Raw genomic sequence first — 22,388 nt, forward strand, 5'->3', positions numbered from 1 at the left:
GCGCGTGCCGGATGTGGACGAGGCCGATCAGCTGATCGGGGCGCCGCAGCTGCTGGCCAATACCGTCTATGCCGGCCGTTACGGCAATGGCGATGTCGCCAGCGGCGACGGCTGGCGCTACCGGGGCCGCGGGCTGATCCGGCTGCTCGGCCGCGCGGCGTACCGCGACGCCGGCGCCGCGCTGGGGCGGCCTTACGAGCAGGAGCCCGAGCTGGTGGCGCGGCCGCAGGAGGCTTGCCTGGTGGCGGCCTGGCTGTGGCACCAGCGCGGCCTCAACGAGCTGGCCGACCAGCTCCAGGTCGATGCCATTGCGCGCCACGTGCGTGAACCGGGAGCGCCGGTCCTGCGCGAACGCCGGGCGCTGTACCGCGGTGCGCTGGCAACGCTGCACCGTCTGGGCAGTGCGGCGCAGCGCGCCGGAGCCGAGACGCGCTCACGGCCATCACGCGTTGCTGCTGCAGGCGGGGCCTCGATGGGCCGGGCAAACGCCAGGGAGGCCGCGCACTGCAGCGCAGGGACGCCATAGACCTCGGCTTTTCAGTGGCTGCCTTTGAGGTGGCCTACCGGCTGCGGACGGGGTGACGGCGCCTGCTTGGCCGGCTGCGAGAGCCCGTGGAGGATGCCGCAGTCGCGCGCGAGCTGCGCTTGGCCGCATTGCCGGCGCAGCTCCTTGAGCGCCTTCTCCAGCGAGCGCAGCTCGCGGATGCGCTGCGCCACGTGGCCGATGTGCTCGTCCAGCAACGCGTTGACCTCGTCGCAGTGCTCCTGCGGCGCGTCCTTGTAGCGCAGCAGCACCCGGATCTCGTCGAGCGTCATGTCCAGGTTGCGGCAGTGCCGCACGAAGGCCAGGCGCTCCACGTGCGCTGGCCCGTAGACACGGTAGTTGTTGTCAGCGCGCTCGGGCATGGGCAACAGCCCCTCGCGCTCGTAGAAGCGGATGGTCTCCACCGGCGTGCCGGTGGCGCTGGCGAGTTCGGAAATCTTCATCGTCATGATCCCCTTCGCGCACCGTGGCCGCGGTGTTTGACTCTGTACCTGCTACAGGGTTTTCAATGGTGGCAGATCGGAACAGCCCCCATGAAGCCCCAGGACTCCACTTCTTCGTGCAGCGGTGGCGCGTGCTGCGGCGCCGCCCCGGCCGCCAGCGCAACCGTCATCGCCGTGCCCAGGCCGACGCCGCGTGCCGGTACGACCGTCTACCGCATCCCGACCATGGACTGCCCGGTCGAGGAGGCCGAGATCCGCCGCGCGCTCGAAGGCGTCAGCGGCATCCACGCCCTGAGCTTCCAGCTCGGCGCGCGCACGCTGGCCATCACCGCTCCGGCGCAGGTGCTGCCGCGGGCGCTGGAGGCCATCACCGGCGCCGGCTTCAACCCCCAGCCGCTGCAGCCGCCATCGGAGGACAGCGCCCCGGCGAAGGAGGAGCACCACGGCCACGACGCGCCTTCAGGCCTCCCGCGCCTGGCGCTGGCCCTCGCGCTGGCCCTGCTGGCCGAAGGCATCGAGCTGTTCGCTCCGCACACCCTGGCCTTCGAGGCCACCGGCATGGCGCTGGCGCTGGCCGCCATCGCGCTGTCGGGCCTGGAAACCTACGCCAAGGGCTTCGCGGCGCTGCGCCGTGGCCGGCTCACCATCAACGCGCTGATGTCGGTGGCCGTCACTGGTGCCTTCCTCATCGGCCAGTGGCCCGAGGCCGCCATGGTGATGGCGCTCTACGGTATTGCCGAGCTGGTCGAGGCGCGCGCCGCGGACCGGGCCCGCGACGCGATCCGCACGCTCATGGCGCTGGCGCCCGAAGAGGCCGACGTGCGCCAGGCCGACGGCGCCTGGCGCGTGGTTGCCGCCGCCGTGGTGGCGGTGGGCGACACGGTGCGCATCCGCCCGGGCGAGCGCGTGCCGCTGGACGGCGTCGTCACGCGGGGCAGCAGCGCTTTGAACCAGGCCCCCGTCACCGGCGAAAGCATCCCGGTGGACAAGGCGCCGGGCGATGTCGTCTTCGCGGGCAGCGTGAACCAGACCGGCGAGATCGAGCTGCGCGTGACGGCCCCGGCCTCCGGCAGCACGCTGGCGCGCATCATCCACGCCGTCGAGCAGGCGCAGAGCGCGCGGGCGCCGACACAGCGCTTCGTGGACCGCTTCTCGCAGGTCTACACCCCGGCCATCTTCGCGCTGGCCCTGGCCACCGCCGTGCTGCTGCCGTGGCTCACCGGCGCGACCTGGACCCAAGGGCTGTACAAGGCGCTGGTGCTGCTGGTCATCGGCTGCCCTTGCGCGCTGGTGATCTCCACGCCGGTGACGGTGGTCAGCGCGCTGGCCGCGGCGGCGCGGCGCGGCGTGCTGGTCAAGGGCGGCACCTACCTGGAGCAGGCCCGGGAGATCAAGACTGTGGCGCTGGACAAGACCGGCACCCTCACGGAAGGCCGCCCGAAGCTCGTGCACTGGGAGAGCCTGCAAGGCGAGCGCGACGCCAACGCGCGGGTGGCCGCGAGCCTGGCCGCGCGCTCGGACCACCCGGTGTCGCAAGCCATCGCGCAGGGCCTGGCGCTTCGGGGCAACAGCGTCACGGCGTTCAAGGCCCTGGCCGGGCGGGGCGTGGAAGGCGTGGTCGAGGGCCGGCGCGTCGTGCTGGGCAACCATCGCCTGGCCGAGGAGCGCGGGCAGTGCAGCGCCGCGCTGGAGCAGCGGCTGCAGGCCCAGGAGGCGCAGGGGCGCAGCCTCACGCTGCTCATGGGCGACGACGGCGTGCTGGCGGTGTTCGCCGTGGCCGACACGATCAAGGCCGGCTCGCGCGAGGCGGTGGCGCAACTGCGCGCGCTGGGCGTCACGCCCGTGCTGCTCACGGGCGACAACGCCGCCACGGGGCAGACCATCGCGCGGCAGGCCGGCATCGGCGAGGTGCGCGCCAACTTGCTGCCCGAGGACAAGCTCGCCGCCGTGGAGGCGCTGCGCCGGCGCGGCGCGGTGGCGATGGTGGGTGACGGCATCAACGACGCGCCGGCGCTGGCGCGCGCGGACATCGGCATCGCCATGGGCGCGGCGGGCACCGACACGGCCATGGAGGCGGCCGACGTGGTGGTGATGAACGACGACCTGCGCCGCATCCCGGAGACCATCCGGCTCTCGCGCCTCACGCGCGCCGTGCTGTGGCAGAACATCACGTTCGCCATCGGCGTGAAGGCCGTGTTCTTCGTGCTGGCGGTGTTCGGCTCGGCCACGATGTGGATGGCGGTGTTCGCCGACATGGGCGCGACGCTGATCGTGGTGGCCAACGGACTGCGGCTGCTCAGGGCCGGGCCGGCCGAGCGGGCGGACGACGGCGCCAGGCGCGCAGCCTCCGGCAGCCTCGCCTGAAACGTTACGGATTTGACGTTCCGGGCCCGGCCGTTCGGGCGCGCTGAGCCTGCCGGCGTGGGTAACCTGCGGTCTTCATCAAGGCTGTCACGAGAGCTGCATGCCGTGTTGCCGCTTCCAGAGCCTGGTTGACGCCCTGCCCAACCTGGTGTTCGAGGCCGATGCCCGCGGCGCCAATGTCTGGGCCAGCGCGGGCTGGTCGCGATACAGCGGCCTGACGCCGCGGCAGTTGGCCGCTCAAGGCTGGCACCCGCTCCTTCATCCCGAGGACCTGGCCGCCGCACAGGCCCAATGGGTGCAGCGGATCGCCGAGGGCGTCGAGTTCTCCTCGCGCCGGCGCATTCGCCGCCATGACGGGCAATGGCGCTGGCATCTGGTGCATGTGGTGCCCAGGCACGACGCGGCGGGCGCGCTCGTCGGCTGGGTCGGCTCGGCCACCGACGTGGACGAGATGGTGCGCGCCGAGCAGGCGCTGGCCGAGCAGGAGCAGCACGCGCGTTTCCTGCTCACCATGACCGAGAACCTGCGCGACCTGGCCGAGCCGCAGGACCAGATGGACGCCGCCACGGCCGCGCTGGGTGCGCACCTGGGCGTGGCGCAGGTCGGCTATGGCGAGATCGACGGCGCGCCGCCCTGCATCACGGTGCATCGGGACTGGAACGACGGGCGCATCCCCTCGGTGGTCGGCACCTGGCGCCTGCCGGATTTCGGACCGGCTTACCTGGGCGACATCGAGGCTGGGCGCACGGTGGCCATCCGCGACGTCCGGCTCGATGCGCGCACCAGCGCGGCCGAGGTGGTGGCGGCCTACGGCGGCATCCACACCCGCAGCATCCTGGACGTGCCGCTGGTCAAGCATGGGCGCCTGGTGGCGCTGCTATTCATCCACCATCCCGAGCCGCGCGAGTGGACGGCCAGCGACGTTGCGCTGGCGGAGCAGGTGTGCGAGCGCCTGTGGGCGGCCGTGGAGCGGGCGCGGGCGGAGCGGGCGCGTGACGCGAGCGAGGCCCACCTGAGCGCGGTGCTGGACGCGCTGCCCGTGGGCGTGGCCATCGCCGACGCGCAGGGCCGGCTCACCCGTGACAACGCCGCGCACCGTGCGCTGTGGGGCGGGCCGCCCGACACCGCCAGCTGGCAGCAGTACGGCCAATGGGTGGCCTGGCACGCGGACAGCGGGGAGCGCGTTCAGGCGCACGAATGGGCGCTGGCGCGCTCACTGCTGTACGGCGAGGTGGTGCGCGGCCAGCTCGTGCAATGCCAGCCTTTCGGTGCCGGTCCCACCCGCTTCCTCCTCAACAGCGCCGCGCCGGTGCGCGACGCGCGGGGCCGCCTGGTCGGCGGCGTGGTGGTCGCCCTGGACGTCACCGCGCTGCGCGCCGCTGAAATGGAGCGCGAGAAACTGCTGGTCGCCGAGATGCTGGCGCGCGAGCGCATCGAGCAGCTGCAGGGGCTCACGGCCACGCTGTCGGCAGCGCGCACGCCGCAGCAGGTGGCCATGGCGACCCTGCAGGCGGGCGTGCGCTCCATTGGCGCCAGCCAGGGCTCGGTGTACCGGCTCGTCGATGGCGCGCGTCCGGACGACACGATGGAGTTGCTGGCGGCCATCGGTTACGGCGAGGTGGTCGTGCGGGCCTGGCGGCGCATCCCGGCCGACGCGCCGACGCCAGCGGGCGACGCCATGGCGCAGCGCCAGCCGGTGGTCATCAGCTCGGGCGCGGAGCTGGCGGCGCGCTATCCGGCGCTGGGCGAGGTCGTGGAGGTCGGCAACTACCGCGCCACGGCCACGTTCCCGCTGCTGCTGTCAACGGCCTTGGCCCATCCGGGGAAGCAGGAGGTCACGGTGCTCGGCTTCGTGACCTTCGACTGGGACCACGACCATGCAATGAGCGAGGGCGAGCTCGGCTACCTGGGGGCGCTGGCACAGCTGTGCGCCCAGGCGCTGGAGCGCGCGCGCATGTACGAGGCTGAGCACGCGGCCCGCGCGCAGGTGGAGTCCATGCTGGCAGCGATCAGCGATGCCTTCTTCGCGCTGGACCGCGACTGGCGCTTCACCTACGTCAACGACCGCGCGCTGGCGGCGATGGGCGCGGCACGCGGGGAAGTGCTGGGCCGTGTGGTGTGGGACGTCTTCCCGGACATCGTCGGGACGGTGTTCGAGCGGCTGTACCGCCGCGCCATGGCGCAGGGCGAGCCGGCGGCATTCGAGGCCTTTTATCCGCGGCTGGGCATGTGGCTGGAGGTGAGGGCCTATCCCGCTCCGCACGGGCTTGGCGTGTATTTCCAGGACGTCTCGGCCCGGCGTGAAGCCGCCGAGCGGCTGCGCGCCAGCGAGGACTTGCTGCGGGCCATCTTCGAGGCCGCGCCGGTGGGGCTGGCTTTCGCCGAGGCGCCTGACGGGCATGTCGTCAAGGCCAACCGCCAGGTCGAGGCCATCCTCGGCCACCCGGCACCCGATGGGCACCGCGTGCGGGATTACGGCGCCTACCCCGCCTTCCATCCCGATGGCCGCCGCGTGCAGGCCGGCGAGCATGTGCTGGCACGCGCGCTCGCGGGCGAGACACGGGCCGAGCTGGAACTGCTCTACCACCGGCCGGACGGCCGCCAGGTCTGGATCCGCGCGGTGGCCACGCCGGTGCGCCATGGCCTGGGGTCCGTCACCGGGGCGCTCATGGTCTTGGACGACATCGACCAGCAGCGCCGCGCCAATGAAGCCTTGCAGGAGCGCACGCAGCAGTTGGCGCAGGCGCAGTTGCGGCTGGACATCGCGCTCACCGCCGGACGCATGGGCGTGTGGGACTGGGAGCTGTCCACGGGCGAGGCGCACTGGAATGCGCAGATGTTTGAATTGCTGGGCCTGCCGGTGCGCGAGGACGGCCTGGCACGCGGCGAAACCTTCCTGGCCATGGTGCATGCGCAGGACCGCGCCGCGGTTGAAGCGGCGGTGGTCCAGGCGCTGGAAGGCGGCGCCACCTTCGAGATGGAGATGCGGCTGGTGCGCGCCGATGGCGAACTGCGCTGGATGCTGGGACGCGCGCAGGTCGTGCGCGATGGGCAGGGACGCGCGCTGCGCATGGTGGGTGTCAACCTGGACATCACCGAACGCAAGCAGGCGGAAATGCAGCTCCAGGCCCTCAACGCCACGCTGGAGCAGCGGGTGCGGGAGCGCACCGACGAGTTGGCCGCGGCGCGCGACGCGGCCGAGGCCGCCACCCATGCCAAGAGCGCGTTCCTGGCTCACATGAGCCACGAGATCCGCACGCCGCTCAACGCCGTGATCGGCCTGAGCCAGTTGCTGCAGCAACGCGAGTTGCCTGAGGACGTGGGCCGCTTCGTGGGCCATATCCACGCCGCCGGCGAGCAACTGCTGGCGCTGGTGAACGACGTGCTGGACCTCTCGCGCATCGAGGCCGGCGAGATGCGCCTGGAAGCCGTGGTCTTCGAGCCGCTGCCGCTGCTGGGCACCGTGCTGGCACTGGTACGGCCGCAAGCCGATGCCAAGGCCTTGACGCTGGACACCGATGTCGCGCCGGAGCTGCCGCGGCGCCTCGTGGGCGATCCGCTGCGGCTGCGCCAGGTGCTGTTGAACCTGCTGTCCAACGCGGTGAAGTTCACGGCCAGCGGCAGCGTGGCGCTGCGCGTGCGTGTGCCGGTGGCCGAGCCCGGCCGGGTGCTGGTGCTCATCAGCGTCGCGGATACCGGTATCGGGGTTTCACCCGAGCAGCAAGGGCGCATCTTCGAGCCCTTCACGCAGGCCGACAGCTCCACGACGCGCCGCTTCGGCGGCACGGGCCTGGGGCTGTCCATCGTGCGGCGGCTGGTGAGCATGATGGGCGGCACGCTGACCCTGGAAAGCCGGCCGGGCGTGGGCAGCACGTTCAACGTGAAGCTGCCGTTTCCCACGGCCCATGCGGAAGACGAGTCCGGATCGCCGGCGTGACCTGGGGTCGGCGCCGCGATCCGGAACGTGTGCAGCGGGAGGCGCGGCAGGGCTACCGGAGCGCCGGACGGCTCGGGCGCCCGTTGCCTGGCTCCCCGGCATCGCGCCGGTGTCGCCGGGACGGGGCTTGGGCGGCACCGTCGTTCGGCGCCGGCTTGGGATCATCGAAAGCGAACTCCACCTTGCCCCCGCCAGGGCCGGCAACCAGGCGCAGTGCGGCCGAGAACTTGTTGCCCGCCTTGCTGGTGAAGCCGTCCAGCACCGCGGTGTGGCCGGCCTTGCAAAGCGCCTTGACGTCGGTCTTGCGCGTCTTGCGGCCAGCGATCTCCTTCCAGACAGTGAGCCCGCAGTTCGGGCAGCTCCAGCTCCGGGGCCGCTCCTGCAGCCTGGCCTGCCCACAGCGGCAGGGGATGTCCGTGTCGGTGCCGCCGCCGCTGCCGCTTCCCGCCGGCGTGGCCACGGCCTTGGCCCGGATGCGCTGCACGAGGTCTTGCGTGGTGCTGGCGATGCCGGCCATGAACGCCTCGCGCGTCTCCTGGCCCCGCTCGATGCGCGCCAGCCGGGACTCCCATTCGCCGGTGAGCTCCGGGGAGGCCAGGGACACCAGCCCGTTTTCCCGCAGTGCCTGGATGAGCCGGATGCCCTTTTCGGTCGGCACGAGCTCCTTCCTGTGCCGCTCGATGTAGTGCTTCTTCTGCGACAGCAGCTCCTCGATCGTGTTGGCCCGGGTGGCTGGCGTGCCCAGGCCCCGTTCCTTCATCGCCGCGGCAAGCGCGTCGTCATCCACCAGCCGGCCGGCGTTCTCCATGGCCGCGAGCAGCGAAGCTTCGGTAAAGCGGGGCGGGGGCGTGGTCTGGCCGGTGCGCACCGTGACCGCGTCGTTGGACACCGGCTCGCCGGGGCGCATGGCCGGCAGGTTCACGGGCTCCTTGTCGGCGTCCTTGCCCTTGTCCTTTTCCTTGCCGACGGCGGCGGCTTCGCCCCCGTACACCGCCAGCCAGCCCGCCGACACCAGCACGCGGCCCGTGGCACGGAAACGGTGCCCGGCGATCACTGCCAGGCGCGTCGTCTCCAGGTACTCGGCCGCCGGGTGGAAGGCGGCCAGGAAGCGGCGCACCACCAGCTCGTAGATCCGGCCCTCGGCCTCGGAGAGGTCCGCCGGTGCCTTGCCGGTGGGGATGATGGCGAAGTGGTCGGAGATCTTGCGGTTGTCGAAGACCGGATGGCGCGGCGTGGCCCAGCCGTGGTTCAGGATGGCCTGCGCGAAGGGCTGGAAGCTTTCCGGCAGCAGCTGCAGCACCTTGGCGACCTTGGCCGGGTAGTCCTCGGGCAGGTGGTTCGAATCGGTGCGCGGGTAGGTCAGGACCTTGTGCCGCTCGTACAGCGCTTGCGCCAGGGCCAGCGTGGTCTTGGCGGAAAGGCCGTAGCGCGCGTTCGCGTCCCGCTGCAGCGTCGTCAGGTCGTAGAGCTTGGGCGGGTGGCGCCGCACGGGTTTAGAACTGTCCTCCACCGAGCTGGGCGCAACACCGCTGCAGGCTTGCTGCACGGCCTCGGCCACGGCGCGGTCGAAGGTGCGATCGGCCCGGGCCGCCGGGTCGTCGCCGGGCTTGAAGGCCGGGTCGAACCACTTGGCCTGCCAGGAGCCGGCCGCCACGGACAGCGTGGCGATCACCTCCCAGAAGTCCCGCGGCTCGAAGGTGCGGATCTCCTGCTCGCGGTCCACCAGCAAGGCGAGCGTGGGCGTCTGGACCCGGCCGGCCGACACCAGCTCGCCTGGGGCCACGAGGTTGGCCTTGGTCAGCGCGCGCGTGGCGTTGACGCCCACGAGCCAGTCGGCTTCGGCCCGGGAGCGGGCCGCGGCGGCCAGCGCTCGCATGTCGGCGTCGCTGCGCCGGTGGGCATAGGCCTGCTTGATGCCAGTGGAAGTCATGGTCTGCAGCCACATGCGCTCGATGGGCTTGCGCAGGCGCAGGTACTCGACGATGAGGCGAAAGATCAGCTCGCCCTCGCGCCCGGCATCACAGGCGTTGACCAGGCGGTCCACGTCGGGGCGGCTGGCCAGCTGGCGCAGCAGCTCGAGCACCTGCCTGGAGTCCGGCAGGGCCTCCAGCGCGAAACGCTGCGGGATGACGGGCAGCCGCGCCAGGTTGAAGCCGGGATCGTCGTCCTTGCGCACGCCCAGCTGCACCAGGTGCCCGCGGGCCGAGGCCACCAGCAGGTCGCTGCGCTCGAAGTAGCCGCCCCGGCGCGTGAAGCCGCCCAGCGCCTGGGCAATGTCGGCGGCCACGGAAGGCTTCTCAGCCACGATGAGCGTTTTCATGAGCCGGCCATTGTGGTCCGGGGTCGGCTCTCGCGTTTCGCGCGGTGGCCTCGGTGCCGGCAGGGGGCACGGCGATATTGCTTCCTCAACGGATGACGCGGTGCCGTGCACGGCTTCGGCACCGCGACGCGGAAGCGGTCCCGCGAGGCCTGGGCCTCATCCGCGTCGTGGCTTGAGGGGCAGGGCCGCATCGCCTGCCCGGCCGGCGTGGTAGGGCGCAGTGAGCGTGCCGCCTTGCTCGACCCAGCCGCGGAACAGGCTCTCCTGGGCCACGCTCGCCACCAGTGTGCCGCGGCGGTTCCAGACCTTGCCTTGGGTGAGGCCACGGGCCTGGGTGGTGGAAGCCGCCTGGGCCTCCACCAGCAACCAGTCGTCGGCCTGCACCGGTGCATGGAACCACAGCGCGTGGTTGAGGCTGGCCGCGTACAGCCCGGTGCCGACCTTCACGCCCAGGTGTGGCGACAGCGCCGCCATCGGGAACCAGTAGTCCGAGAGGTAACCCAGCGCCGCCTGGTGCAGGCAGGGCTGGTCGGGCAGGGGGCCGCTGGCACGGATCCAGTAGCGCACGGTGCCCGAGGGCTCGCGTTGCAGCAGGAAGCGCTCGGCGTCCAGCGGGCGCAGTTCCAGCGTGCGGGAAGCGCTGATGCGCTCGCGGGCCGCCGGGTCGATGCGGTCGGCAAAGCGCTGTACCGCTTCACGCAGCGTGGGCAGCGACTCGGGTTCCGCCACGCCGTGGGGCAGCGCCGGCGCGAACTCCGGCCCGGGCTCGCCACGATGGAAGGACACATGGGCGCTGAACACCAGGCGCTCGCCCTGGCGGCCCAGCACCTGCTGGGTCGTGAAGTTCAGCCCTGACAGCAGGCGCCGCACATCGAACTGCAGCGGCCTGTCGGTCAGCCCGGGTGCCAGGAAGTTCAACTGCAGGCTGTGTGCCGCCAGCTTGGCCGACAGCCCATGGGCGGCCGCCATCAAGGCCTGGCCGATGAGTTGGCCACCGAAGATGGCACCGTTGGAATTGGCCGCGGCGCGCTGGCTCGTCAGCACGCCGGCCTCGTCGGGCTCGGGGACGAGCAGCGCCATCAGGTCGTCGCCGTCCCAGCCCGGACGCGCGCTGCCCAGGTCGGGTTGGACCGTGTTGAGGGGCGGGTGCGGTCGGCTCATCGCGGCCTCGCAGCGATCGTGGACCTGGTTCTCATGGGGGAACTTCCTTTCTTCATGGAGCACGGGGAGTGCTCGCCAAAGCGCCGGTCCGAGTCCGTGATATCGGGACTGCTCCGGCGCCGCGTCAAGCCGGCGATAGCCGGAGCCGGCGGCCCGCTCAGTGGCCGATGCTGCCACCGACTCGGTAGCACGGTCCCAAACCGAGGCGGCTACCGAGTCCCACCACGCGCCGTTTCGCACCGCTTGAATGGCGCGCTGCCGTCATACGACTTCTCCAGGGAACCCCGAATAGACCAAGCTGGCAATGGCGGCAAGAATTCACGGTTTTCCAATGCTGCACGACACAAGCTTCGTGTAGCCAGGCCGAGTCAGTGATGGCAGTGTCCGTCGCAACGGCCGAGTTGACGACATTCCTTTCGAACACCTTCGGTGACCGGTTCAGCACCTCGGTCGAGTTGACCGTGCCGGTGCTCATCAGTCCCGTGTGGTACACGCATGCAAGAACCAGAAATTCAAGCCGGCTGCGGCGTCGAATCCATCGTGCGCCGCAAGCTGCAGCGCATTTCCGCCGCGGCCTTGAGTGCGCTTGAGCGCCAGCTGCGTGAGCAGCACCTGCCCGTTGAAGAACGGGCTTTCCTTGCCGCACGGTTGGAGTCCTATCGCAAGGCTGATGCGTTGGCAACAAATGGCGGCTGTGGCCGTCCGGACTGCTGCACTGCGTAGCCTGGGATAGGGCGCGGCTTGCGCAGGTGAAGTTCCACTGCGGTGGCGTTGGGGAATTTGCGTGCACGCACAACCGCATTGGCAACATACCTGAGCCCAGCGTTTCCCTCCCTGCACGGCCCTGTTTTTCCCTGAGCCGAAGCTCAAACCGCCACGGCACGCGCGGTAGCGAGACGGCTTATTCGAGTATGTTGTATTGCATCAACGCCCCGGAAAGGCCCTGGCCTGTGGGTACCGCGGTTGCTCCGCCTGAAGGAAACGTCCTCCAGCAGACAGCCTGAGGCCGACAGGAGAAGAGATGCAGTTCCACCTGAATGGCTTCAAGCCGGGCGATCCGCACGTGTCCGAAGCGTCTGCCCTGGCTGCCCGGCACACGGACGCGGCGCCGGCACAAGCGGACGTGCTGATCGTGGGCTGCGGCCCCGCCGGCCTGACCCTGGCGGCGCAGCTTGCCGCGTTCCCCGACATCCACACCTGCATCGTCGAGCAGAAGGACGGCCCGCTGCAGCTGGGGCAGGCGGACGGCATTGCCTGCCGGACCATGGAGATGTTCGAGGCCTTCGGCTTCAGCGAGCGGGTGCTCAAGGAAGCCTGCTGGATCAACGAAGTGACCTTCTGGAAGCCGGACGAGAGGGAGCCCGGCAACGTCGTGCGCCATGGCCGGGTGCAGGACACGGAGGATGGGCTGTCGGAGTTTCCCCACGTGGTGCTGAACCAGGCGCGGGTGCACGACTTCTATCTCGATGTCATGCGCAACTCGCCGAGCCGGCTGGAGCCGCACTACTCGCGCCGCCTGCTCGATGTCATGGTGGACCAAGAGGCCGCGGATTACCCGGTCACCGTGCGGATGGAGCGAACCGACGAGGCCCATGCGGGCCAGGTGGAAACGGTGCGGGCGCGCTTCGTCGTGGGCTGTGACGGCGCGCGCAGCGCGGTGCGCAAGTCCATCGGCCGGCAACTGGTCGGCGACTCCGCCAACCAGGCCTGGGGCGTGATGGATGTGCTGGCCGTGACGGACTTCCCCGACATCCGCTACAAGGCCGCCGTGCAGTCCGCCCATGGCAACCTGCTGGTGATTCCGCGCGAAGGCGGCTACCTGGTGCGGCTGTACGTGGAGATGGACAAACTGGGCGAAGAGGAACGGGTCGCCCACCGCGGGATCACGCTCGACCAGCTCATCGCCACGGCGCAGCGCATCCTGCACCCCTACCGGCTGGAGGTGAAGGAGGTGCCCTGGTGGTCGGTCTACGAGATCGGCCAGCGCATCTGCGACAAGTACGACGACGTGCCAACGCAGCAGCCCGGCGCACGCCTGCCGCACGTGTTCATCGCCGGCGACGCCTGCCATACCCACAGTCCCAAGGCCGGCCAGGGCATGAACTTCTCGATGCAGGACAGCTTCAACCTGGGATGGAAGCTGGCCGCAGTGCTGCGCCGGCAGTGCGCGCCGGCGCTGCTGCACACCTATTCGGCCGAGCGCCAGGTCGTTGCGCAGGAACTGATCGACTTCGATCGCGAGTGGGCCAAGATGTTCAGCGATCGCGCCAGGCAAGTGGCCAGCGGCGAATCCGAAGGCGTGGACCCGAAGGAGTTCCAGACCTATTTCGAGCGGCACGGCCGCTTCACGGCCGGCATGGGCACGCACTACCGCCCTTCCATCATCCGCGGCGAAGCCACGCACCAGCACCTGGCCGCCGGATTCGTGATCGGCACGCGCTTCCACTCGGCGCCGGTGCTGCGCCTTGCGGATGCCAGGCCGGTGCAGTTGGGCCATGCCGGCAAGGCCGATGGCCGCTGGCGTCTCTACGCCTTTGCCGGCGCCAACGACCCGCTGGACGCCCAAGCGGGTATCCACGCCCTGTGCAGTTTCCTGGAGGCATCGCCGGACTCGCCGGTACGCAGGTACACCGGCCCGGGCCAGGACATCGACGCGGTGTTCGATCTGCGAGCCGTCTTCCAGCAGGGACACCGCGCGCTGGCGCTCGAATCCCTGCCTGCCCTGCTGCTGCCGCCCAAGGGACGCTACGGCCTGCGCGACTACGAGAAGGTGTTCTGTCCGGATGTGAAGAACGGTCCGGACATCTTCGATCTGCGGGGCATCGACCGCGCACAGGGCGCCCTGGTCGTGGTGCGCCCCGACCAGTACATCGCTCACGTGCTGCCGCTGCAGGCGCACCAGGCGCTGGTGGACTTCTTCGCCGGCTTCATGTTGCCGAACTGAACCCGGTCGTGGCGTCAGGCGGGCCGGCGCCTGTCTACCGCGCCGCCAGCAGTGCCCCCAAGCAGGTCCTCACGGCACGGGGCCCCCCGGCGACAATGCCAGCGAGAACGCTCAGGCGATTGCATGCCGCAGCGAAAGCCCCGTCTCGCCATTCCTGCGAGCCTCGGCGGGCTGCCATGCCAGGTCACGAGCCACCCACAGGTCGCCCCAGCGCAGAGCGCGTTGAGCGCGCACCCGCTCCAGGTATTCGCGCGCGCCAGGGGACAGGAACGCGAGTTCCTGCACCTCCGCTTGCGCCGCCACGGACGTGGTGAGCTCGTTGAGGTCGCGCGACAGCGGCTGGCAAGCATGGGTCAGCGCCCGCCAGCTCGCGCAGCGGCGAGACTGGCGGCCGAGCACGAAGATGCTGGCGAATCCTAGACCGGCAATGCCCGCCAGTTCGCCGTCGTCCATGACAGCTCCAGCGATCGCCGGCACCAGCAGCATGAGCGCGGCCGCAACGGCAACGAGGAGCCCGAATGCAGAGGCCGTTGCGCAGAATTCCAGCTCCTGCAGGGCCGTCGAGCAGACACCGTTGAGCATGGCGTCGGAGAAGACCGAGTGCAGGCTGAATACCTGGCTGAAAAGCGTGTAGGCAGTACTCACGGATAGGCCTGACTGTTCTGGGAGCCCGGTTTTTCAGACCAGATGCCGTGACGGGCTCGGGGTCACGGCGCGGGACGCGCAAACAGGTATTGGGCGGGCATCTTAAGGTCGGCGGCCCAGGCAACCGTTCCGCTGCGGCCCCGTGCGGCTTCAATGCAGCGATGCGCCACCGCCCTGCACTGGCAGGCCCACTGGCGGCAACTCCGTCGGCTCGCTCTCCCGTGACGGACGGACGCGCTGGACCAGCGAATTCATCCTGGGTACCAGCCGGGCGGTCTGCTCGCGCAAGCCCTCGTTGCGTGCGGCCCGCAGAGCCAGCCCCAGGCCCGCGGTAGCGGCGACCAGGCCGGGAAGGCCACGCCGCGAGGCCCCATAGAGCACCAGCGCCGCGCCGCCGGCCAGGGCCGCCAGCCGCGGCCCTGGGGAGTCGTACACCTGCAGGGAAACGGCGTCGGCGCTGCGGGATGCGCCGCCTTGGAGCGCCGGCACCTCGTCGGCCGAGGCGTGCACCGCCAGTCCCGCTTCCTGGACCCTGCGCACGCCGCGCACCGAAGCCACGCACTCGAACAACCGGGCCAGCTCTTCCGCGAGCACCGCGCCACCAAGGCTGACACAGCCTGAGTCCGCCGTTACTCGAATCGCATCCGGATGCGACAGCGAGCGCTCCAGCGCGGCGCGCACGCGCTGCACGAGCACGGTGTCGTCCGGCGGGTTGCGCTGCAGCAGACCGGCCGCGCGCGAGGCCAACCCCCTGGCACGCTCGCCCAGGTCGCCCGGATCCACGCCGACGAGGCCTGCGCCGCTGCGGCCCAGGCGCAAGGCCTGGTCACGTACCTGTGCCCAGCGCCGGCTGCGCTGCTGCGGGTCGAGCAGCAGCATGGCTGCGGCTCCAATGGCAATGCCGCCCAGGGCTGCCAGCAGCGGGCGGCCCATGCCCGAGCGGCCCGGCTCCAGCGCTTCGGCGCCATGCCGAGCCGAAAGCCTGTCCCGGCCTTCGCGGGCCAGGGCTTTGGCCCGGTACCAGGTCCTGCGCCCGGCATGCCGGCCCTCATCGGCCCATGCCTGCAACCGGTCCGCGGCTTGACGGCCCGACTGCCGGCTCTCATGGCCGAGTTCCTGCAGGCGGTCCAGCGCCTGGCTGCCTGCACCTTCCATGGCCTCCGCCGCCTCCTGGGCCGCCTCGGCGACCTGGCGTTGCAACGCCGCCCTGCGGCGGCGGCCATGTTGAGGGTCGCCCAAGTACAGCGCTGCCGCACCTGCGGTAAGCATGCCCAGGACTGTCAACGTGCGTTTCATCAGAGGCCTTTCGAACAAGCTGCTTCCACATCAGCGGCCCACCGGGGTGCAAAACCCGTTCCCAGGCGGTGGCACGCGCTGGCGGGGGAGTGTGCGCCGAAACCACATGCCTCTGCTGAGTTGCCTATGAGCGCCAGCGGCTCTGCCAGCGAAGAGCGGAAATAACGCAGGCGCATTTGGTGTTGGCGACTTGCTTTCAGCCAATTAAATAAGAACCAAAACACCCCTTGATTGAGGGGGGCCGCAAATCAAAACCACGACTCCAAAACCCAGCCACATAAAAATTTTTCCATGATCAAGCTCATATGTGTCAGCAACTTACGATCACCGCAGCACCAAAATCCTATTTATGCAACCACCCGCTGATGGTTTTTAACCATCATTGTCAAGCCACACACCTCGTCCAAGGGCTCATGGTTGACGGTATCAGCCGAATGGAGTAATTTTTGGATTCAAAAGGTACGTTTTGAGATAACGTATTGAAACTCGCGCTTCGCCCGGAATCTTGCAATGGGCACCGACAACGCGAAATAGAAATAGATTTTTAATGGGGAGGTGGTTTTGAGCAGGCATTTGAATGCCGTTGTCGAAGCGGCTCTTTTCGCGAGGGATTGCCTTTTCTTTGTGCCGACGGCGCTATGTATCGGCCTTGTTGGAGCAGCCGTATTGCTGTCGGCCAAGTCCATTGTGGCTGATAACTACGCGAAGGACGTGCGCTTTTCCTCCCACCCGGGATTCGAGGCGGCACAGCATCGGCAAGCTGCATGGGCAGTCGCTGGCTCCCAGATCACCGGACCGCGACGGCCAAGGGAGCTGCGCACGGACGAGTGCCATTCAGGCGCCTGCCTGTACGGACTGCAACGACCCGCTTCCGCTCGCCACGCACAAGGCCGCCTGGCGTTGCCACAGCCCTGAGCGGCCCGATGTAGCCGAGCACGCACTGGCGGCCTCATGGCTGCCCTGGGTCCATCGCCGCGCACCGGCGTCATGGTTGAGTCGGCATTGGCCTTCCCTCGGGGCGCGAGGTTGATCGAGCCGTGGGCGCGGAGGCAACCAGCGTGACCGGGCCCTGCCCGCGATGCCATGATGCCGCGCCGGCACCAAGGCCCTCCCATGAAGACCACCCTCGAAGAGCTGCAGGCCTTCACCACCGTCGTGGACACCGGCTCAATCACCGCCGCGGCCGAGCAGCTGGACCAGACCGTCTCCGGCATCAGCCGCGCCCTGGGCCGGCTGGAGCGCAAGCTGGAGACCACGCTGCTGCGGCGCACGACGCGGCGCATAGCCATCACCGACGAAGGCGCGGCTTTCCTCGGCCATGCCCGCGCGATCCTGGCCGCGGTGGCCCAGGCCGAGGAACAGATGGCCGCGCGCCGACGCCAGCCCGCAGGCCGCCTGCGCGTCAATGCCGCGACGCCTTTCATGCTGCACGCCATCGTGCCGTTGCTCCCGGCCTTCCACCTGAAGTACCCGCGCATTCGTCTCGAGCTGGACACGGACGACCTCAACATCGACCTGCTGGAGCGGCGTACCGACATCGCCATCCGCATCGGTGCGCTGCAGGACTCCACGCTGCACGCCCGGCCGCTGGCCAGCAGCCGCATCCGGGTGCTGGCCAGCCCCGCCTACATCGAGCGCCACGGGCAGCCCGCCACCATTGCCGCCCTCACGCGCCACGTGCTGCTGGGCTTCACCCAGCCTGAGTCGCTCAACCGCTGGCCGCTGCGCGGCGAGCATGGCGATGAATGGCCCATCGTGCCCACGCTCACCGCCTCCAGCGGCGAGACGCTGCGCCAGCTCGCGCTGCAGGGCTTGGGCATCGCCTGCCTCTCCGACTTCATGACGCAGGCCGACCGTCGGCAGGGCCGCCTGGTGCAGCTGCTGGAGCCGCACACGCTGGAAGTGCGCCAACCCATCAACGCGGTCTATTACCGCAATGCCCAGCTGGCCGCGCGCATCACCTGCTTCCTGGACTTCTTGAGCGAGCGGCTGTCCCTGGACGAGGAGCTGCGTGAGGCCGCGCCCGCCAGGGGCCGCGCGCGCAAGCCTGTGACCGACTGATCGACGCTCTTGACTCGGCGTCAAGAATCATCTGTCCCGGCACGGCTGTTTCCACAGGACATGCAGGCCCACAGTGGCGCCCAACCTGTTGTTGGAGCTACCCGTGCCCCTTGCATTGCTCGCGCTCACCGTCAGCGCATTCGCCATAGGAACGACGGAATTCGTCATCGTCGGCCTCATCCCGACCATCGCCGCCGACCTACAGGTCAGCCTGCCCTCGGCCGGCCTGCTGGTCAGCCTCTACGCGCTGGGCGTCGCCATCGGCGCGCCCGTGCTCACCGCCCTCACCGGACGCCTGCCGCGCAAGACGCTGCTGCTGGCGCTGATGGCGCTGTTCACCACGGGCAACCTGCTCGCGTGGCAGGCGCCGGGCTACGAATCGCTGGTCCTCGCGCGGGTGCTCACCGGGCTGGCGCACGGCGTGTTCTTCTCCATCGGCTCGACCATCGCCACCAGCCTGGTCGCCAAGGACAAGGCCGCCAGCGCCATCGCCACCATGTTCACCGGGCTGACGGTGGCACTGGTCACCGGCGTGCCGCTGGGCACCTTCATCGGCCAGCACTTCGGCTGGCGCGAGACCTTCCTGGCCGTCGCCGCGCTGGGCCTGCTGGCCTTCCTGGCCAGCCTGCTCGCCGTGCCGCGCGGCATCCGGCACGCGCCGCCGGCCTCGCTGCGCAGCCAGGCCCGGGTGCTGGCGCAACCACGGCTGCTGCTGGTGTACGCGAAGACGGCCATCGGCTACGGCGGCTCGTTCATTCCCTTCACATTCCTCGCGCCGATCCTGCAGGACGTCTCCGGCTTCAGCCAGGGCGCCGTGGCGTGGGTGCTGCTGGCCTACGGCGTCTCCGTGGCGATCGGCAACGTATGGGGTGGCCGACTGGCCGACCGCCAAGGACCGATCCCGGCCCTGCAGCTGATCTTCGCGGCGCTGGCCGGCGTGCTGCTTTTGCTGACCTTCACGGCGCACAACCCCTGGCTGGTGGTGCTGACGGTGCTGGCCTGGGGCGCCGTGGCCTTCGGCAACGTGCCGGGGTTGCAGGTGTACGTGGTCCAGCAGGCCGAGCGCTTCGAGCCCCAGGCCGTGGACGTGGCCTCGGGCCTGAACATCGCAGCCTTCAACCTCGGCATCGCGTCCGCGGCCTGGGCCGGCGGGCTGATCGTCGATCAGCTGGGCCTGATGCACACGCCCTGGATCGGCGCGCTGGTGGTGCTGCTGTCCCTGGCGCTGACCAAGCTCAGCGGACACCTGGACCGCCGCGACACCCTGAACCACGCCGCATGCGGCGCCCTGCCCAGCCGCTGCTGAGCCGGGCCTTCACCACCGATTCCCATCCACAAGGACTTCCATGCAAGCCATTCCCGACTTCGGCCTGGGCACCTTCCGCCTGAAAGGCCAGGCCGCCATCGACTCCGTGAGCACCGCGCTGGAGCTCGGCTACCGCGCCATCGACACGGCCCAGATCTACGACAACGAGGAGGCCGTGGGCCAGGCCATCGCCGGCAGCGGGATTGCCCGGCAGGAGCTCTTCCTGACCACCAAGATCTGGACCGAGCACCTGTCGCGGGACCGGCTCGTGCCCAGCCTCAAGCAGAGCCTGCACAAGCTGCGCACCGACCACGTGGACCTGGCGCTGATCCACTGGCCGTCGCCCGACGGCGCCGTGCCTCTCGCCGAAACCCTGGAGGCCCTGGCACAGGCCAGGCGCGAAGGCCTCGCGCGCCAGATCGGCGTGTCGAACTTCAACGTGGCGCTGATGCGGCAGGCGGTGGCCGTGGCCGGCCCCGGCGTGATCGCCACCAACCAGGTGGAGCTGCATCCTTATCTGCAGAACCGCGCGGTCGTTGAGGCCGCAAGGGCAGCCGGTATCCGGGTCACCTCGTACATGACGCTGGGCTACGGCAAGGTGCTGCAGGACCCCGTCATCCAGGCCCTGGCGCAACGCCACCATGCGACACCGGCGCAGGTGGTCCTGGCATGGGCGCTGCAGCTGGGCTACGCCGTGATTCCCTCCTCCACGCAGCGCGCCCACCTGGCCTCCAACCTCCAGGCTCGGGCGCTGCGCCTGAGCGATGAGGACATGGCCCACGTCGCCACGCTGGATCGGGGCGAGCGCCTCGTCGATCCCCAGGGGCTGGCGCCGCGCTGGGATTGAACCCCTGCGGCCGGGCGTCTGTCAGCACCCTCAAGCCCGGCCCATGCACCACCCCTGGAACTCTTCGGCCGGCAGCGGGCGGCTGATGCAGTAGCCCTGCGCCTGGTCGCAGGCCATGGCCGCGAGATGGCTGAAGGTTTCGTCGTCCTCCACGCCCTCGGCAACGGCCAGCAGGCGCAGGCTGTGCGCCAGGTCGATCGTGGAGTGCACGATGGCCGCCGAGTCGCTGTCGCGCTTCATGCCCCGGATGAACGTCTGGTCGATCTTGATGGCATCCACCGGCAGGCGCTGCAGGTAAGACAGCGATGAATAGCCGGTGCCGTAGTCGTCGATGGCGATTCGCAGGTCCAGCCGCTTGAGCTGCTGCAGCTTCTCCAGCGCCGCAGCCGGGTCGAGCATCAATGCGCTTTCGGTGAGCTCGAACTCGATCCAGTCCGGCTCGGCGCCCCAGGTTGCCAGCGCTCCCTCGATGCGTCCGAGCAGCTTGGGATCGTGCAGGTCGCGCGCCGAAAGGTTCACCGACAAGGGCAGTGCCCGCCCCTGCTCGCGCCAGGCGTAGCTGTGCCGCAGGGCCGCCTCCAGCATCCAGTAGGTCAGCCGCGTGATCAGCCCGGTTTGCTCGGCCAGGGCAATGAACTCGCCAGGGTTCACCTGTCCCAGCCGGGCATGCTGCCAGCGCACGAGCGCCTCGGCGCCGCAGACCTGCGCGGAAGCGATCTTGAGCTTGGGCTGGCAGTACAGCATCAACTCGTCGTGCTCGATGGCCTTGCGCAAGTCGCCCATGAGCGCCAGGCGCTGCGCGCAGTCGCGGTCGAACCCGCTCTTGAACAGCACCAGCGGGGTGCCCATGGCGCGCGCCTGCGTCAGCGCGATGCCGGCGCGGCGCAACAGCGCCTCGGCGTCCGCGGCATGCCCCGGGAACAGGCTGACGCCCGCATTCGATCGCGCATCGAGCAGCACGCCCGAGACATCGACCGGCTCGTCGAGCGCGGCCAGGAGCCGTTGCGCCAGCACCAGGGCCTGCTCCGCGCCTGAACGCGGCATCAGCACCGCGAACTCGGCATCGGCCAAGCGGCCCAGCGTGCCGACATCGCCGACCGCCTGCTGCAGCCGGTTGGCCACGGCCACCATCAGCTTGTCGACTTCCGAGCTGCCCAGCGTCGCGTTGAGCTCCTGCAGATGCGCCATGCCGATGCGCACCAGGGCCAGCGGCCAGTGCCCCGCGCGTGCCGTGTCGATGGCGCTGCCCAGCAACTGGCACAGGCGCACCCGGTTGGGCAGCCCGGTCACGGTGTCGAAGTACGCCATGCGCCGGATGGTTTCCTCGGCGGCGGCGGCCTTGAGGCGGTGGCGCAACGCGCCCAGTCCGTAACCGAGATCGGCAACCGTGGCGGTGAGCAGCTGCACCTCCTGATCGTCGAAGCCGTCGGTCTCCGCCGCCAGGATCTGCACCGATCCCACCAACTCGCCATCGACCCGCAAGGGCAGCGTCACCAGCGATCCATAGCCGCGCCGGCGCGCCTCCTCGCGGAACGGGTACGCGGGATTGTTGGCGACGTCGTGCATCACCATCGGCCGCTGCGCATCCAGGCACGCCGCCATGGTGCGGCCGATCTTCGAGGCAGCCAGGCTGCGACGCAGCGTCAGGAAGCCCTCCTCGAAGCCGGCGTGCGCCATGGGACGCATCGTCCGGGCCTCGTCGGCTTCGATGTAGCCCACCCATGCCATCCGGTAGCCGCACTCCTCCACGGCCACGCGACAGACCTCCTGCAGCAGCACGTTCTCGTCTTGCGCCTGGGTCAGCGCATGGTTGATGGCCGCGCGCACGCGCAGTGCCCGGTTCAGGCGCAGCACCTCGGCTTCGGCCTGCTCGCGCCGCTGGCGCAGCCGCAAAAACTCCAGCCCGAAGGCGACATCGTCCGCCACCTCGCGCAGCACCTGCAGTTCGCGGGGGCCGAAAGCGTCGGCCTCGGGCGCCCCGATGCTCAAGGCCCCGAACAACTCGCCGCCGATGTGCAGTGGCAGCGCCAGCACCGAGCCGAGGCCGCGGCGGCGCGCAAACTCGCGCCACATGGGGGGGTAGGCCTCCGACTGCACATCGTTGAACAGGCATTCGGCGCCGGTACGGATGGCCGTGCCGGTGGCGCTTTGGCCGCGCTCGGTGTCGCTCCACCACATCGCCCCGATATCGGGAGCGGCGCTACGCCCGGCATGCGCCAGCGTCGTGATCGTCTGCTCCTCGTCATGCTCGGCACGCCCGACGCGGGCCAGGCAATAGCCCGCCTCCTCGACCACCACGCGGCAGATCTCCTGCAACAGGGCCGCCTCTTCCGTGGCCCGCAACAAGGCGCGGTTGCAGCCGCTGAGCGTGCGCAATGCGCGCTCCAGACGCTGCTGTTCATCCTGGTTGGACAAGGCGCTTTTCATGGTTTCGCCTCCGGTGAGGGCCGCGGGGAGCCGCTGGCGCTGCTGTACTCCTTCTTCGGTCAGTCGTCACCACCATCGGCGCCGGCGCGTTCT

General features: G+C 69.9%; 14 protein-coding genes. 8 read left to right on the forward strand and 6 right to left on the reverse strand.

The annotated features are described in order from the left end of the window. Positions 1-526, forward strand: a 526-nt coding sequence (locus Q0741_RS25455) for a glycoside hydrolase family 19 protein (RefSeq protein WP_367184181.1), incomplete at its 5' end; no start/stop codon positions are given. A gap of 11 nt (positions 527-537) precedes the next feature. Here Q0741_RS25455 and cadR read toward each other — a convergent pair. Next, entirely contained in the window at positions 538-987 is a 450-nt protein-coding gene (gene cadR / locus Q0741_RS25460) for a Cd(II)/Pb(II)-responsive transcriptional regulator (protein ID WP_298235997.1), read from the reverse strand. 90 nt (positions 988-1,077) lie between these two features. Between cadR and Q0741_RS25465 the strand changes: the two genes are divergently transcribed. After that, entirely contained in the window at positions 1,078-3,351 is a 2,274-nt protein-coding gene (locus tag Q0741_RS25465) for a cation-translocating P-type ATPase (RefSeq protein WP_298235998.1), read from the forward strand. Between the two features lie 100 nt (positions 3,352-3,451). Then, on the forward strand, positions 3,452-7,288 hold the full coding sequence (locus tag Q0741_RS25470; RefSeq protein WP_298235999.1) for a PAS domain-containing protein: 3,837 nt from the start codon (positions 3,452-3,454) through the stop codon (positions 7,286-7,288). A 52-nt stretch (positions 7,289-7,340) separates the two neighbouring features. On the opposite strand, the gene topB is transcribed toward Q0741_RS25470, so the two are convergent. Together topB and Q0741_RS25480 are read right to left on the reverse strand one after the other, a co-directional pair. Next, on the reverse strand, positions 7,341-9,608 hold the full coding sequence (gene topB, locus Q0741_RS25475) for a DNA topoisomerase III (RefSeq protein ID WP_298236000.1): 2,268 nt from the start codon (positions 9,606-9,608) through the stop codon (positions 7,341-7,343). Between the two features lie 156 nt (positions 9,609-9,764). Continuing rightward, positions 9,765-10,769, reverse strand: coding sequence for an acyl-CoA thioesterase II (locus tag Q0741_RS25480; protein ID WP_298236001.1), 1,005 nt, complete (start codon positions 10,767-10,769; stop codon positions 9,765-9,767). Positions 10,770-11,264: 495 nt separating this feature from the next. On the opposite strand from Q0741_RS25480, the gene Q0741_RS25485 reads away from it, so the two are divergent. Further along, positions 11,265-11,492: a hypothetical protein gene (locus tag Q0741_RS25485; RefSeq protein ID WP_298236002.1), complete on the forward strand. Its 228-nt coding sequence runs from the start codon at positions 11,265-11,267 to the stop codon at positions 11,490-11,492. Between the two features lie 298 nt (positions 11,493-11,790). Continuing rightward, positions 11,791-13,713 carry an FAD-binding monooxygenase gene (locus Q0741_RS25490; protein ID WP_298236003.1) on the forward strand — a complete coding sequence of 641 codons (1,923 nt, stop codon included), beginning with the start codon at positions 11,791-11,793 and terminating at the stop codon, positions 13,711-13,713. 111 nt (positions 13,714-13,824) lie between these two features. On the opposite strand, the gene Q0741_RS25495 is transcribed toward Q0741_RS25490, so the two are convergent. Together Q0741_RS25495 and Q0741_RS25500 are read right to left on the reverse strand one after the other, a co-directional pair. After that, complete coding sequence (locus Q0741_RS25495) at positions 13,825-14,358, reverse strand: hypothetical protein (RefSeq protein WP_298236004.1); 534 nt, start codon at positions 14,356-14,358, stop codon at positions 13,825-13,827. 150 nt (positions 14,359-14,508) lie between these two features. Next, a complete protein-coding gene (locus Q0741_RS25500) occupies positions 14,509-15,654 on the reverse strand; it encodes a BON domain-containing protein (protein ID WP_298236005.1) in 1,146 nt (381 codons plus the stop codon). 1,113 nt (positions 15,655-16,767) lie between these two features. On the opposite strand from Q0741_RS25500, the gene Q0741_RS25505 reads away from it, so the two are divergent. The 3 genes from Q0741_RS25505 to dkgB all read left to right on the forward strand — a co-directional run bounded on the left by Q0741_RS25505 (position 16,768) and on the right by dkgB (position 19,868). Beyond that, positions 16,768-17,715, forward strand: coding sequence for a LysR substrate-binding domain-containing protein (locus tag Q0741_RS25505; RefSeq protein WP_298236006.1), 948 nt, complete (start codon positions 16,768-16,770; stop codon positions 17,713-17,715). A 103-nt stretch (positions 17,716-17,818) separates the two neighbouring features. Further along, positions 17,819-19,021: an MFS transporter gene (locus Q0741_RS25510; RefSeq protein ID WP_298236007.1), complete on the forward strand. Its 1,203-nt coding sequence runs from the start codon at positions 17,819-17,821 to the stop codon at positions 19,019-19,021. A 40-nt stretch (positions 19,022-19,061) separates the two neighbouring features. Further along, on the forward strand, positions 19,062-19,868 hold the full coding sequence (gene dkgB / locus Q0741_RS25515; RefSeq protein ID WP_298236008.1) for a 2,5-didehydrogluconate reductase DkgB: 807 nt from the start codon (positions 19,062-19,064) through the stop codon (positions 19,866-19,868). A gap of 30 nt (positions 19,869-19,898) precedes the next feature. Here dkgB and Q0741_RS25520 read toward each other — a convergent pair whose 3' ends face one another. Continuing rightward, a complete protein-coding gene (locus Q0741_RS25520; RefSeq protein WP_298236009.1) occupies positions 19,899-22,295 on the reverse strand; it encodes a GGDEF domain-containing protein in 2,397 nt (798 codons plus the stop codon). Positions 22,296-22,388: the final 93 nt, after the last annotated feature.

Origin of the sequence: uncultured Azohydromonas sp. (genome assembly GCF_937926365.1) — a bacterium.
GTDB lineage: Bacteria > Pseudomonadota > Gammaproteobacteria > Burkholderiales > Burkholderiaceae_C > Azohydromonas.